This window comes from Tepidibacter sp. Z1-5 (assembly GCF_037844525.1).
In the GTDB taxonomy this organism is placed as follows: domain Bacteria; phylum Bacillota; class Clostridia; order Peptostreptococcales; family Peptostreptococcaceae; genus Tepidibacter_A.
The window spans coordinates 15,353-30,086 of the sequence record NZ_JBBMMD010000079.1; the positions used below are offsets into that span (position 1 = coordinate 15,353).

General features: G+C 30.1%; 15 protein-coding genes. 13 read left to right on the forward strand and 2 right to left on the reverse strand.

Going from position 1 to position 14,734, the window contains the following annotated elements; all coding sequences use genetic code 11:
• Positions 1-299: 299 nt before the first annotated feature.
• The 13 genes from cbiD to hemL all read left to right on the forward strand — a co-directional run bounded on the left by cbiD (position 300) and on the right by hemL (position 12,476).
• Entirely contained in the window at positions 300-1,409 is a 1,110-nt protein-coding gene (gene cbiD / locus WJW32_RS13780) for a cobalt-precorrin-5B (C(1))-methyltransferase CbiD (RefSeq protein ID WP_340259317.1), read from the forward strand.
• Positions 1,406-2,014 (forward strand): cobalt-precorrin-7 (C(5))-methyltransferase, encoded by a 609-nt coding sequence (locus WJW32_RS13785; RefSeq protein WP_340259319.1) that lies wholly within the window; start codon positions 1,406-1,408, stop codon positions 2,012-2,014. The genes cbiD and WJW32_RS13785 overlap by 4 nt, the downstream gene beginning before the upstream one ends.
• Positions 2,001-2,564 (forward strand): decarboxylating cobalt-precorrin-6B (C(15))-methyltransferase, encoded by a 564-nt coding sequence (locus tag WJW32_RS13790; protein WP_340259321.1) that lies wholly within the window; start codon positions 2,001-2,003, stop codon positions 2,562-2,564. The genes WJW32_RS13785 and WJW32_RS13790 overlap by 14 nt, the downstream gene beginning before the upstream one ends.
• The gene (locus tag WJW32_RS13795; protein ID WP_340259348.1) at positions 2,564-3,316 is read left to right on the forward strand and encodes a cobalt-precorrin-4 methyltransferase; all 753 of its coding nucleotides are present in this window, start codon (positions 2,564-2,566) and stop codon (positions 3,314-3,316) included. Before WJW32_RS13790 ends, WJW32_RS13795 begins: the two co-directional genes overlap by 1 nt.
• Positions 3,300-4,334 (forward strand): cobalt-precorrin 5A hydrolase, encoded by a 1,035-nt coding sequence (gene cbiG / locus WJW32_RS13800; RefSeq protein WP_340259323.1) that lies wholly within the window; start codon positions 3,300-3,302, stop codon positions 4,332-4,334. Before WJW32_RS13795 ends, cbiG begins: the two co-directional genes overlap by 17 nt.
• On the forward strand, positions 4,331-5,056 hold the full coding sequence (cobJ, locus tag WJW32_RS13805; protein ID WP_340259325.1) for a precorrin-3B C(17)-methyltransferase: 726 nt from the start codon (positions 4,331-4,333) through the stop codon (positions 5,054-5,056). The genes cbiG and cobJ overlap by 4 nt, the downstream gene beginning before the upstream one ends.
• The gene (locus WJW32_RS13810) at positions 5,053-5,796 is read left to right on the forward strand and encodes a cobalt-precorrin-6A reductase (protein WP_340259327.1); all 744 of its coding nucleotides are present in this window, start codon (positions 5,053-5,055) and stop codon (positions 5,794-5,796) included. Before cobJ ends, WJW32_RS13810 begins: the two co-directional genes overlap by 4 nt.
• Positions 5,797-5,970: 174 nt before the next feature.
• Positions 5,971-7,206: a glutamyl-tRNA reductase gene (hemA, locus tag WJW32_RS13815; RefSeq protein ID WP_340259329.1), complete on the forward strand. Its 1,236-nt coding sequence runs from the start codon at positions 5,971-5,973 to the stop codon at positions 7,204-7,206.
• 15 nt (positions 7,207-7,221) lie between these two features.
• Positions 7,222-7,818 carry a precorrin-2 dehydrogenase/sirohydrochlorin ferrochelatase family protein gene (locus WJW32_RS13820; RefSeq protein WP_340259331.1) on the forward strand — a complete coding sequence of 199 codons (597 nt, stop codon included), beginning with the start codon at positions 7,222-7,224 and terminating at the stop codon, positions 7,816-7,818.
• Positions 7,796-8,701, forward strand: coding sequence for a hydroxymethylbilane synthase (hemC, locus tag WJW32_RS13825; RefSeq protein WP_340259333.1), 906 nt, complete (start codon positions 7,796-7,798; stop codon positions 8,699-8,701). The genes WJW32_RS13820 and hemC overlap by 23 nt, the downstream gene beginning before the upstream one ends.
• Positions 8,689-10,197 (forward strand): uroporphyrinogen-III C-methyltransferase, encoded by a 1,509-nt coding sequence (gene cobA / locus WJW32_RS13830; RefSeq protein ID WP_340259335.1) that lies wholly within the window; start codon positions 8,689-8,691, stop codon positions 10,195-10,197. Before hemC ends, cobA begins: the two co-directional genes overlap by 13 nt.
• Positions 10,198-10,199: 2 nt before the next feature.
• Positions 10,200-11,165 carry a porphobilinogen synthase gene (gene hemB / locus WJW32_RS13835; protein ID WP_340259338.1) on the forward strand — a complete coding sequence of 322 codons (966 nt, stop codon included), beginning with the start codon at positions 10,200-10,202 and terminating at the stop codon, positions 11,163-11,165.
• Between the two features lie 15 nt (positions 11,166-11,180).
• A complete protein-coding gene (gene hemL / locus WJW32_RS13840) occupies positions 11,181-12,476 on the forward strand; it encodes a glutamate-1-semialdehyde 2,1-aminomutase (protein WP_340259340.1) in 1,296 nt (431 codons plus the stop codon).
• 41 nt (positions 12,477-12,517) lie between these two features.
• Here the strand turns inward: hemL and WJW32_RS13845 are convergent, their stop codons facing one another.
• Positions 12,518-13,033 carry a S1 RNA-binding domain-containing protein gene (locus WJW32_RS13845; protein ID WP_340259342.1) on the reverse strand — a complete coding sequence of 172 codons (516 nt, stop codon included), beginning with the start codon at positions 13,031-13,033 and terminating at the stop codon, positions 12,518-12,520.
• 194 nt (positions 13,034-13,227) lie between these two features.
• Complete coding sequence (locus WJW32_RS13850; RefSeq protein WP_340259345.1) at positions 13,228-14,499, reverse strand: YjiH family protein; 1,272 nt, start codon at positions 14,497-14,499, stop codon at positions 13,228-13,230.
• Positions 14,500-14,734: the final 235 nt, after the last annotated feature.

The window sequence follows — 14,734 nt, forward strand, 5'->3', positions numbered from 1 at the left end:
GAACTAAAAATTACATCTTATTGAATATCCTAAAAGTTCTGAACTCCCGTTGGTCAGACAACGAACTTTCTTAACGGATATTAAAACGATGTAATTCAAGTTTTATAAAAAATATTTAAATCATTCTCTAACATTTTAATATCACTTATTTTGTAAATTTGGATCTTAAACTTAAAATGGATTTAATCCAAAAAGTAGCTAACATTTCAACGAGCATAATTTTTAAGTGTAGCTCTTTATAGATTCAATAAGAAAAGTCTTGAAAATTATATAGTGTAGGTGTTGAGAAGAGGGATGTTATGGAAAAGTATGTTTATATAGATGGGAAGAAGTATAGAAGGGGTTATACTACTGGATCTACTGCTACAGGTGCAGCTAAGGCTGCGGCTTTTATGGCTTTAAGCAAAGAAAATATAGATATTATTCAGATAGATACTCCTAAAGGGATAAGGCTAGATTTAAATGTTGAGAATCAGGAAGTAGGACAAGGTTATGCTGTGGCTTCTGTTAAGAAGGATGGCGGAGATGACAAGGATGCTACTCATAAGTTAGATATATTTGCAAAGGTTACTATAAACAATACAGGTAATATCAATATAGATGGTGGTGTTGGAGTTGGTAGAGTAACTAAGAAAGGTCTTAATATTCCAATTGGAAATGCTGCTATTAACAAGGTTCCTATGAAGATGATAGAAAAAGAAGTAAGGGAAGTTATAGGGGATTTAGGAGCTGATGTTTTAGTTTATATTCCAAGAGGTGAGGAAATTGCTAAAAAGACTTTTAATCCAAGACTTGGAATAGAAGGTGGTATATCTATAATAGGAACTACTGGAATTGTAGAGCCTATGTCTGAGGAAGGTTGGAAGAAGTCACTTTCTATTGAGCTAGGCATGAAAAGTGAACAAGGAATTAAAAACATTATACTTGTTCCGGGGAATCACGGAGAAAATTTCGTAAAAGATGTGTTAAATATAGACTCTAATTATGTTGTTAGAACTAGCAATTTTGTAGGATATATGATAAAAGAAGCTGAAAGATTTGGGTTTGAGAAGATACTGATGGTAGGTCATTTAGGCAAGTTTGTAAAGCTTGCTGGAGGTATTTTTCATACTCATAGCAAGATGGCAGATTGTAGGATGGAGATACTTATAACTCATTTAGCTCTAATGGGAGCGGATATAAGTATTTTAAATGATATTTATAATTGTCCAACTACAGAGGCTGCAATAGATATAATATCTGAAAATGGATATGAAAAAGTTTACGATATTATAGCTAATAAAGGAAGAGAGAAGATTCTTCAAAGATTAGACAATGATATAGAAGTTGAGATTATGATATTCTCTATGGAACTTGATACACTTGGAAAAAGTACTGGTGCAGACAATCTTTTGGAGGTATTTAGATGATAAATATAATTGGGATAGGGCCTGGAAATTTAAATTACCTGACTAAAATAGGTGAGAATATAGTAAATAAAAGTGATGTATTGATAGGTGGAAGAAGAAATCTAGATAGCTTTAAAAAATTTAGTGGAGAAAAAATCGAGATAAACGGAAGTCTTAATAAAATTATAGATTACATAAATGAGAATAAGGATAGAAATATATCAATAATAGCTTCAGGTGATCCAAGTATATATGGGATAGGTAAGTATATGGTTAATGAGCTTGGGAGAGATAATGTAAATATAGTATCAGGGATAAGTTCAATACAGTATATATTTTCAAGGATTGGAATGGATATGAATGATATATATATAAGTAGTTGCCATGGAAAACAACCTGATTTTGACTATATACTATCTCACAAAAAAGTAGCCTTAGTTACAGATAATATAATAGGGCCAAAGGAAATTGCAAAAGAGATAATAAAAAGAAAATTAAGCAAAGTTATGGTAGTAGGAGAGAACCTTTCTTATGATAATGAGAGAATAACTATAGGTTCTAGTGAAGAAATAATTAATGCAGATAAATTTGATATGAATGTAGTGGTGATATATGATGAAGGATAGTGAATTTATAAGAGGCAAGGTTCCTATGACTAAGGAAGAGATAAGGACGTTATCTATAAGTAAATTAAATCTAAAAAAATGTAAAACCTTCTTAGATGTAGGTGGTGGAACAGGAAGTATAAGCATACAAGCAGCTTTAGATAATAAAGATTTAGAAGTTTTTACTATAGAGAGAAATGAAGAAGCAGTAGAACTTATACATAAAAATATAGATAAATTCAATATAAATAATATACAAGTTATTAAGGAATACGCACCAGTTGATTCTTTTGATAAAAAAATAGATTCAGCCTTTATAGGAGGCAGTGGTGGTAATCTAGAAGATATAATAATATGGCTTAAAGGTCTATTGAATGAAAATGCAACATTGGTTATCAACTGTATAATAGTTGAAACACTCAATGAGTCTTTAAGAATACTTAAAGAACAAGGGTTTGAAGATATAGAGTGTGTACAAGTTTGTGTATCAAGGCTTGAAAAACTAGGTAATGGGAATTATTTTAAGCCTTTAAATCCAACATATATAATTTCATGTAAAAGGGGTAGATAATAATGAAAATTCATTTCGTAGGGGCAGGACCAGGAGACAAAGAACTTATAACTTTAAAAGGATATAAATTATTGAGCGAAGCCGATGTTGTTATATATGCTGGTTCTTTAGTTAATCCAGAACTTCTTGAGTATTGTAAAGAGGGATGTGAAATTCACAACAGTGCTTATATGGATTTAGGAGAAATAGTAGAAGTTATGAAAAAGGGATCTAAGGAAGGTAAGAGTGTTGTAAGACTTCAAACAGGTGATTTTTCTATATATGGTTCAATTAGAGAGCAAGTAGAAGAACTTGCTAAAGAAGATATAGGATACGATTGTACACCAGGAGTTAGTTCATTCCTTGGAGCATCATCTGCACTTGGAGTTGAGTATACTGTTCCTGAGATATCTCAAAGTGTTATTATAACTAGAATGGAAGGAAGAACTCCAGTGCCAGAAAAAGAGTCTATAGAATCTTTTGCAAAACATCAAACGTCTATGGTAATATTCTTATCTGTTCAAGAAATAGGTAAGGTTGTATCTAAACTTATTGAAGGTGGATACAATGAAGAAACTCCAATAGCGGTTGTATATAAGGCTACTTGGAAGGACGAGAAAATAGTAAAAGGTAAATTGAAAAATATAGCGGATAAGGTTAAAGAAGAAGGCATAAATAAAACAGCTCTTATAATGGTTGGAGAATTTCTTGGTACAGAGTACAATTATTCAAAATTGTACGATAAGGAATTTAAGCATGAATACAGAAAGTAATAAAGCTATAATTGCACTTACTTCAAATGGAAGAAAACTTGCACTTAATATAAAAAAATATATTGAGTGCGATGTATATGTCAACGATAAGTTTCTCTGCGAGGATACGATAAGTATAAAAGGAAAATTTAAAGAATTTGTAGGAAATATATTTTACAAATACGATTATTTAATATTTATAATGGCAACAGGAATTGTAGTTAGAAGTATTTGCCCTTATATAAAGGACAAGACACAAGATCCTGCGATAATAGTAATGGATGAGATGGGAAAGAATGTTATAAGTCTTTTATCTGGACATATAGGCGGTGCAAATGAGATGACTATGAAGTTAAGTGATTACCTAGATTCTAATCCAGTTATAACTACTGCTACAGATGTAAATGATAAATCAGCTCTTGATATGATAATTAAAAAAATAGATGCTCATATAGATGATTTCAAAGAAAATGTTAAGAGAGTAAATTCATATCTTGTAGAAGGTAAAAAAGTAGGAATATACATGGATGGTTACTATGATATAGATACCAGAGGGTTTGTAATAATAAATGATAAAAATAATATTGATGATGTAGATACTTTGATTTACATAACTAATAAGAAATATATAGATATAAAACATAAGGATATTATAAAGTTAACACCAAGGAATATTGTTTTATCAGTAGGATGTAGAAGAGACACTGATTCTAATCTGATGCATGAATCCTTTGAAGATTTTTTAGATAAAAACAATATAGATAAAAATTCTATAAAGACAGTAGGAAGTGTAGATCTTAAAAAAGATGAAAAGGCTATAATCGATTTAGCAAACAAACTTAAAGTAAAGTTCAAGATAGTATCTAGAGAAGAAATACTAAAGGTTGAAGACAAATTTGAAAAATCAGAGTTTGTGAAGAAATCTATTGGGGTATATTCAGTAGTTGATCCGGTTTCGTATATATTAAGTGGTGGAAATTTGATTGAAAACAAAACAAAATATAAAGGAATAACTTTTGGATTGGGGAGATTGAAATGATTTATGTAATAGGAATAGGGCCAGGTAGCAAAGAACTTATGACTAATGAAGCTATATCAGCATTACAAAAAAGTGAAGTTATAGTAGGGTATAAAACTTATATAAATTTAGTTGAAGAATTTATAAAAGATAAAGAAGTAGTTCAAAATGGAATGAGAAAAGAAATCGAGAGATGTCAAGATGCTATAGATAAAGCTAAAGAAGGAAAAGTAGTTGCAGTTATAAGTAGTGGAGATAGTGGAATATATGGAATGGCAGGTCTTATTCTTGAACTTGTAACTAAACAAAATTTAGATATAGATGTAAAAATCGTACCTGGAGTTACTGCTAGTATAGGAGCGGCTGCTGTACTTGGAGCTCCTATAATGCATGATTTTTGTCATATAAGTCTTAGTGATTTACTTACTCCTTGGGATGTTATAGAAAAAAGACTAAAACTTGCTGCTGAAGCTGATTTTGTAATATGTCTTTATAATCCTAGAAGTAAGGGAAGAAAAGATCACTTAAAGAGAGCATTTGAGATAATGGGAGAATTTAAGTCGGATGATATACCTGTTGGAATAGTTAAGGATGTAGCTAGAGATGGTCAGTGTAAACAGGTTGTAAAATACAAGGATATAGATTTTGAAACGGTTGATATGACGACTATTGTAATAATAGGAAATAAATCTACTTATATACATGGCGATAAAATGATAACTCCAAGGGGTTATGTTATATGATACTAGTTCTTGGAGGAACTAGCGATAGCTTAAAAATATGTGATTTACTCAATAAAATGGGTAAATCATATATTCTATCTGTTGCAACTGAGTATGGAAGGGAAATTTCCAAAAAATACTGCAAATACATTAATGTAGCTAGACTAGATAAGTATGGTATGATTAAATTTATTAAACAAAATAATATAGAAACTATTGTAGATGCAACTCATCCGTATGCTTTAGAAGTATCGCAAAATGCCATGGATGCAAGTTATGAAAATAATATAAAATATATAAGATATGAGAGAAGTTCAAGTAATATATTAGAACATGAGAGCATAATAAAGGTCAATAACATAAAAGAAGCTTGTAATGTTGCTAATAAAATAGGTGAAAATATATTTCTGTCTACAGGAAGCAAAAACTTAGGGGAGTTTGTTAAAAACTTAAAAAATAAAAATATCATAGCTAGAGTTCTTCCGACCTCTGAAGTATTAAAGTCTTGCGAGGATTTAGGTTTAAAAGCTCATAATATAGTAGCTATGAAAGGGCCATTTTCTTATGATATAAACAAAAGTTTATACAAGTTTTATAATTGTGATTTGGTTATAACAAAGGAAAGCGGAATAGCTGGGGGATTTGAAGAAAAATTAAGAGCTAGCATTGACTCAAATATAAAAACTATAGTAATACTAAGACCTACACTTGATTATCCAGAAAAGATAGATGATATTGAAGCACTTTCGGGTAGAGTATAAAGCTAAACTTAGTTAGTGTTTATTCTATAGGAAACTATATGATTTTGAATTTGTGGATAACATTGGTTGAAAAACTATACTTGTAACTGTTTTTAAGCAACAGAGCCCATTAGGGATCGTTGGCAACATGAGTCAGTGCAAAGCGACTAAACGAATTTTATGGAGGGTGAAATTATGAAAGTAGCAGTTGTAGGGGTTAATCATAAAACTGCTCCTATTAGAGTAAGAGAAAAGGTATCTTTTACAGAATCAAAGAAAATAGAAGGTGCAAATTTCTTGCTTGATAATGGAATAGAAGAAGTCATTATTTTATCAACTTGCAATAGAAGTGAGATATACATAACTGCAAAAGATATAGATTCAAAGATTGAGGTTGTTAAGGATTTTTATGAAGATTACTTTGATGACAAAGGCATAAGAGAGTATTTATTTGATAAAAAACATAAAGAAGCTATAAATCATATATATGAGGTAGCATCTGGTCTTGATTCATTAGTTTTAGGAGAAGATCAAATTCTTGGACAGGCAAAAGAAGCTATACAATTTTCTATGGAACTTGGATTTAGTGGTAAGATTTTAAATAAGCTTTTTAGGGAGGCTATAACTACTAGTAAAAACATAAAAAATAAGACTAAGATATCTGAAAATCCTCTGTCTATAAGTTATATAGGAGTTAAATTTCTAAAAGAAAAACTTAAAACACTAAAAAATAAAAAAGCTCTTATAATAGGTGTTGGAAAGATGAGTATATTAGCTCTTAAACACTTAATAGAGGAAGATTTAGATGAAATATATATTGCAAATAGATCTCATAAAAAGGTTTTGGATTTAAGTGATGACTTTCCTATGGTAACACCTATAGAATATGAAAAAAGATATGAGATACTAAAAGATGTGGATGTTGTTATAACGGCAACAGCATCTCCTCATACTATAATAAAAAAAGATGACATGATGGATATAAAAAATGAAGTTTATATAATGGATATAGCTCTTCCACGTGATGTTGAAGAGTCTGTTGGTGAGCTTTCAAATATCAATGTTTATGATATAGATGATCTTAAAAAAATATCAGATGAAAATGAACAAAGAAGAATCGAGTTATCTAAGGTTGCAAAAAATATTATAGATGATAGTATAGATGAATTCTTAGAATGGATGAGCCATATAAAGGTAGACCCAACTATAAAATCTTTAAATGAAAGATGCAGTGATATACAAAAAGATACACTTGATTACATATATAGAAAATTAGACCTTGATTGTAGAGAAAAGAAGATAATAGAGAAAATGCTACATTCTGCTTTAAAGAGGGTTATTAGAGAACCTATTATAAAACTTAAGTCCACTAAAGATGAGGGTAAAGTAAAAGGTTATACTAGTATAATTGAAGAATTATTCGATCTTTAGATTAGAGGTGATAGTTTGTTTTATCCTATGATGATAAATCTAAATAATAAGAAGGTAACTATAGTAGGTGGTGGAAAGGTCGCATTTAGAAAGGCAAAGAAGTTTTTGGAGTTTAATTGCGATGTCAAGGTTGTAAGTCCTTCATTTATAGAAAACTTTGATAGTATAGATGTTAAATTGATATATGATGAGTATAAAAATGATTATTTAAAAAAGTCATTTTTAGTTATAGCAGCTACATCTAGTAAAAAGGTAAATGAGGATATAGCTAGTTACTGTAAAAAAAATAACATTATGTGCAATATAGCTGACGATATAAATTTATCTGATTTTATAGTACCTTCAAGTATCAAAAGAGGAGATTTAATTATTAGTGTATCTACTATGGGAAATAGTCCATCTTTAGCTTCTAAGATAAGAAAAGAACTTGAGATTAATTATGGTGTTGAGTATGAAGAATATGTAAGTATATTAGGAGATATAAGAAATTTAATTTTAGAAAAATGTACGGATAAGGATAAAAAGAAAAGAATATTAAATGAGTTAGTAGACTTAAATCTAGAAGAACTTAAAAAGAGGAGACTTGATTATGAAAATAATAGTTGGAACTAGAGGAAGTGATCTTGCCCTAAGTCAAACTAAATGGGTCATAAAAAACCTTAGAAATTCAAATCCTAATGCAGAATTTGAGATTAAGATAATAAAGACTAAAGGCGATAAAATTCAGAATATAGCACTTGATAAAATAGGCGATAAGGGATTATTCGTTAAAGAGATAGAAGAACAGCTTTTAAACAAAGAAATTGATATAGCTGTTCACAGTATGAAGGATATGCCATCTAATATTACAGATGGACTTAAATTTGCGGCAGTTCCTAAACGTGAGGATTATAGAGATGTGTTAGTTCTGAAGGAAGGATATAAGAGTATATACGATCTTCCAAGAAGAGCTAAAATTGGGACAGGAAGTAAAAGAAGAAAATATCAATTACTTAAGTATAGAGAAGACTTAGAAATAGTTTCTATAAGAGGTAATGTTGGAACTAGAATAAGAAAAATCAAAGAAGAAAATCTTGATGGTGTAGTGCTTGCAGCTGCTGGTCTTCATAGATTGAATATAGAAGATGAGATAAGCTTTTATATACCGACTGATATAATGCTTCCAGCACCAGCTCAAGGAGCTTTAGCTATACAAATAAGAGAAAATGATGAGAGTATAGAAAATATAGTATCATCTATAAAAGACGATAAGACTTGTATTCAAGTTGAAGCAGAAAGAGCTTTTTTACATGGAGTTGATGGAGGATGTCATATACCTGTAGGAGCATTCTGTACTGTGGATGAAGATAGAATAAAGCTTGAAGGTTTATTTGGAACAGAAGATGGAAGTAGGATTGTAAGAACATTTGTAGAAGGTAGTGTCAATGAAGCTAAAGAGTTAGGATACAAGCTTGCTGATATTATACTAGAGGAGATGAAGCCATGTACGGAATAGTATACTTAGTAGGGGCAGGGCCTGGAGATTATAAGTTAATCACATTAAAGGGATTAGAGTGTATTAAAAAGGCAGATGTAATAGTATATGATAGATTGGCTAATGAGAATTTACTTAATGAAGCTAAAGACGGTTGTGAATTTATATATGTTGGAAAGGCGTCTAGTGATCATACATTGACTCAAGATGAAATAAATGAAGTTATATGCAAAAAAGCCAAAGAAGGTAAGGTTGTAACAAGACTTAAAGGTGGAGATCCGTATGTTTTTGGTAGAGGAGGAGAAGAAGGTGAGTATCTTCTTGAAAGAGGAGTTAAGTTTGAAGTAGTTCCTGGTATAACTTCTGCTATAGGTGGACTTTGTTATGCGGGAATACCTATAACTCACAGAGATTATGCTTCTTCGTTTCATGTTATAACTGGGCATTTAAAGGATGAAGAACAGGAACTTGATTGGAAGTCATTATCTAAGTTAAATGGAACTTTGGTATTTTTAATGGGAGTTAAGAACCTGAATAATATATGCACTAATTTGATCAATGAAGGTAAGCGTAAGGATACACCTGTTGCTCTTATAAACTGGGGAACTAGATACAATCAAAGAGTGGTAACTGGAAATCTTGAAACTATATATGATATAGCTATTAAAGAAAATATAAAGCCACCTAGTTTAATTGTTGTAGGTGATGTTGTAAACCTTAGAGATAAATTAAACTTCTTTGAGGAAAAAGGTTTGTTTGGAAAGAATATACTTGTGACAAGGGCTAGAGCTCAAAATAGTAAATTATTAGAGAGGATAATGGATTTAGGTGGTAACCCTATACAGTTTCCAACTATAAAAATAGAAGAGATAACTCCTAATGAAGAGTTGGATCAACAAATAAAGAATATTCAGGAATACAGTTATATAATATTTACAAGCCAAAATGCTGTTAAGATATTCTTTAATAGATTAAATAAGCTAGATTTTGATGTTAGAAAGCTAGGAAATATAAAGATAGTAGCAATAGGACCAGCTACTGCTAAAGACCTTAAGGAAAAAGGGATAATAGCTGATATAGTACCTCCTAAGTTCGTAGCTGAATCTATATATGATGAGTTAAAGGGTTTACTAGTTAAGGATGATAAAATATTGATTCCAAGAGCTAGCGAGGCTAGAGACTATTTAGTAGATAAATTAAATGAAATATGTTATGTTAAAGAGGTTAAGATATACAATACTGTTTTAGGTGATGGAAATAAAGATAAAATTCTTGAAATGTTAGATTCTAATAAATTGGATTATATAACATTTACTAGTTCATCTACAGTCAAGAATTTGGTTAAAATAGTGGGAAAAGAGAATATAGACAAGCTTAAAAAAGCAAAATTAATATCTATAGGACCTATAACTTCAAATACTGTGAGCGATTTTAATTTAGAGGTTCACAAAGAAGCGGATGATTATACTATAGATGGAATTTTAAATACAATTATACAAGATATTAAGGGGGAATAGCTGTGATTAAAAGACCTAGAAGACTTAGAAGCAGTGAACTTGTAAGGGATTTAGTTAGAGAAACTAAAATTGAGATGGATAATTTAATATATCCGTTATTTATTGTTGAGGGAGAGAATATAAAGAAAGAGATAGCATCACTTCCTGATGTTTATCATCTATCTGTAGATAAATTAGAAGAAGAGGTTAAAGAGTTAAAAGAGTTTGGAATAAAGTATGTAATGTTATTTGGAGTTCCAAATGAAAAAGATGAGTATGGAAAAGAAGCTTATGCAGAAGATGGGATAGTTCAAAAGGCTACAAGAGAGATAAAAAGACTTACTAATGATATATATGTCATTACTGATGTTTGTATGTGTCAGTATACAAGTCATGGCCATTGTGGAATACTACGTCCTAATGGATATGTAGATAATGATAAGACACTAGAGTATCTATCAAGAATAGCTTTAAGCCATGTGAATGCAGGAGCTGACATGGTAGCTCCATCTGATATGATGGATGGAAGAATAGCTCATATGAGAAAAACTTTAGATGAAGCAGGGTATGAAAATACACCTATAATGGCATACAGTGCTAAATACGCATCTTCATTCTATGGACCTTTTAGAGATGCAGCTCATTCAGCGCCATCTTTTGGAGATAGAAGATCTTATCAAATGGACCCTGCAAATACAGATGAAGCAGTTCGTGAGGTAGAACTTGATATAGAAGAAGGAGCAGATATAGTTATGGTAAAACCTGCACTTTCGTACTTAGATGTAATAAGAAGAATAAAGGACAATTTCAACATGCCTATAGCAGCATACAATGTAAGTGGAGAATATTCTATGTTAAAACTTGCTGTTAAGAATGGATTGTTAGATGAAAAAGCTATAATGGAAAGTGTTTTATCTATCAAAAGAGCTGGAGCGGATATAATAATAACTTACTTTGCAAAAGATATAGCTAGAATGCTGAAAAAATAGAAGGGGATGACTATTATGAATACTACTAAATCTGAAAGCATATATAGTGAAGCTGTAAAATACATACCTGGTGGAGTTAACAGTCCTGTTAGAGCATTTAAATCAGTTGGACTTAATCCTATATTTGTAGACCATGCTAAGGGGTCTAGATTATATGATGTTGATGGAAATGAATACATAGATTATATATGCTCTTGGGGACCATTAATGTTAGGTCACAGCAATGAAGAAGTTTTAAGCGGTATTGAAGATATAATAAGAAGGGGAACAAGCTACGGAGTTCCTACAGAAATAGAAGTAAAAATGGCAAAATTAATATGTCAGGCATATGAATCAATAGAGATGGTTAGAATGGTAAACTCAGGAACAGAAGCTACTATGAGTGCCTTAAGAGTAGCAAGAGCTTATACTAAAAGAAACAAAATATTGAAATTCGAAGGATGCTATCATGGTCATTCTGATGCATTACTTGTTAAATCAGGATCTGGAACAATAACATACGGAGTACCTACAAGTCCTGGAGTTCCAGCAGATGTAGTAAAGGATACACTTGTATGTAGATACAATGATTTAGATTCAGTAAAAGAGATATTTAAAGAACATGGACAAGACATAGCAGCTGTAATAGTAGAGCCAGTTGCAGGTAATATGGGAGTTGTTCCAGGTAAGAAAGAATTTTTACAAGGACTTAGAGATATAACTAATGAATACAAATCTGTTTTGATATTTGATGAAGTAATAACAGGATTTAGATTATCTTTCGGTGGAGCAGGAGAGCATTATGGAATAAAAGCAGATATGACATGTCTTGGAAAAATTATAGGAGCAGGACTTCCTGTTGGAGCTTATGGCGGTAAGAAAGAAATAATGGATATGGTATCTCCTGTAGGACCTGTATATCAAGCTGGAACACTATCTGGAAATCCACTTGCGATGTATATGGGATATAAAAATATAAGTATATTAAAAAATAACAAAAATATATATAAAGAACTTGAACAAAAAGCTATAAAACTCGAGAATGGGCTTAAAGAGAACTTAAAAAAGCTTAACATAGAAGGTACTGTAAATAGAGCAGGATCTTTAGTATGTCTTTTCTTCGCAAAAGGACCTATAGATAATTATGAAGATGTAATGAAGTGTGATGTAGAAAAATTCAATATATACTTTAAAGAATTAATAGAAAGAGGAATTTTATTAGCTCCAACGCAATTTGAAGCTATGTTCTTATCTAATGCTCATACAAATGAAGATATAGACTACACAATAAAATCAAGTTATGAAGCTATGAAAATAGCATTTAAAAAATAAAAAGTGCCGACATATGTCGGCACTTTTTATTTTTTTAAGAATTATCTTCTTTTGCTACGTTTATTTAGAGTAGCTTGACGATCGTCTGATTGTTTCAACCAATCTTTTAATTTATCTTCAAGAGAATTTTCTTTCGGTTTCGCTTGGAATTTACCTTTAGATGCATCCTTATTTCTATAGTTAGAACCAGAGTTATAGCTAGATCTAGAATTATAACTAGAACCAGAGTTAGAATTTGAACTAGAACTAGAACCAGAGTTAGAATTATAAGATGGTCTATCTTTAGGTTTTGGAGTAAAAGGCTTTGGAGTAAAAGGTTTTGCTTGTTTAATTGAAAGAGATATTTTTTTAGATTCTTCATCAATGCTTATAATTTTAACTTTAACTTTATCCCCAGCTGAAATATGCTCATTTATATCGTTTATAAAGTTATGACTAATTTGTGAAATATGAACTAATCCTTTAGTTTTTTCATCTATAGCCACAAAAGCACCGAAAGGTTTAACGTCTGTTACTGTACCTTCAATAATATTGCCAATTTCAAATTTCTTACACATAGACACACTCCTAAAAATTTTATAGTTTATAAATAATTTTAAAATTCGAGTTACTTATATTAATTAATATAGCATATAACTTTAACAAAAAACAAATTTTAAATTATCTTTTCAACTATCTATAATATATATTTTTACGCTTTTTTGCAACCTTTAAACATAAAAATATAATTAAGTTTTTGACATGCAAAAAATTAAATAATCAAAGTAACTAAAGGAGTAACTATTATAAAAGAAAATACTACTCTTTCTATCCATATTAAAAATAACTCCCAAACAGATAATGGTATTTTGCTAGATAGAATACAAGGTATACATGAGCAAAAGGACAATACAGAGCTGACTGATACTACACCTATTATAAATCGTGTTAAAAATGGCGAATCTGTTACTAAAAATGATGGCAAAAATAAGTCTATTATACCAATAGATACAGATTTAGCAGTTAACATTGGCTCTGGAAGCTGTAGTATTTTTAATACGGGATAAAATATATATGCTAATAAATCTATAAAACAAGTATACTTACTCAGCATCAAACCGGTAGTACCTATTGATACTATTGAAGGGAGAACTGTCATAGTTACGATTAAACCGTTTTTAAAGTTCTTATATAAACTTTTATATACACTAATAGATTTATGTATAGATTTAATAGCTTCAGTCCATGCGTTTTGAATAAAGTTCCTGTAGATTTTAGCTTCTATAATGAAATTAGATGAAATATAAGAATAACTTTTTCTGCTAAGAGGAGGTATCCTAGCGGTAATTGAGGTCACTGAACAAGTTACTATTAATGTAATTACAAAATAAGGATTCCACATACTCATGAGATCTAAAGTTTTAGCTATAATAACCATTGAACTTATAGATACAGTAGAAAATCCTGTAACTATAATACTAGCTTCTTGAATACTATACTTACTATCTTTAAATAAAGTATCAGTAATTAAAACGCCTATAGAGCAATTACTTAAAAAAGATGCTAAAGTATTTATAGCAGATTTACCTGGGACTTTAAAAAGTGGTTTCATTATAGGTTGCATTAAAATTCCTATAAATTCTAAGATGCCGTAATCTATTAAAAAAGTCAAAAAAATAGATCCAATAGGAATAGCTATACTAATAGGAATAGCTATCTTGTTAAATATAATGGACAATATATCTTTAGGTATAAAATAAAATTTATCTGAATTACTAATAAATATTATACCGATAAGTATACTTAAAAAATTAAAAAAAGAAATTATTTTACTGAATCTATTTTTATTCCAGGACTTTGTTATAAAAGGATAAAAAACTCCTAATACAATGAGTGCTAAAGTATAGATACATATATAACTAAAGTAATGATTATTTATATATATAATAATATGATCTATTGGTATTGTTATTTTGCCGTTTAATCTTATTGGTATAAAAAATATGAATATACCTATGAAATTATACATTATGAATTTAATCATATTTTATAACCCCCTTTTATTATATATAATGAACTGTATTGTATTTTATTCTATAGGAATTATATAATTTTAAAATTGTGAATAATATTGACGGAAAAACTATACTTAATACAGTTTATAAAAAAAATTGAAAAAAGTGTTGACGAATATATTCAAAGGTGATATATTATTACTTGTCCTCAACAACGAGGCAAACACGAAACACATGAACAAAACAAATGAACTTTGAAAATTA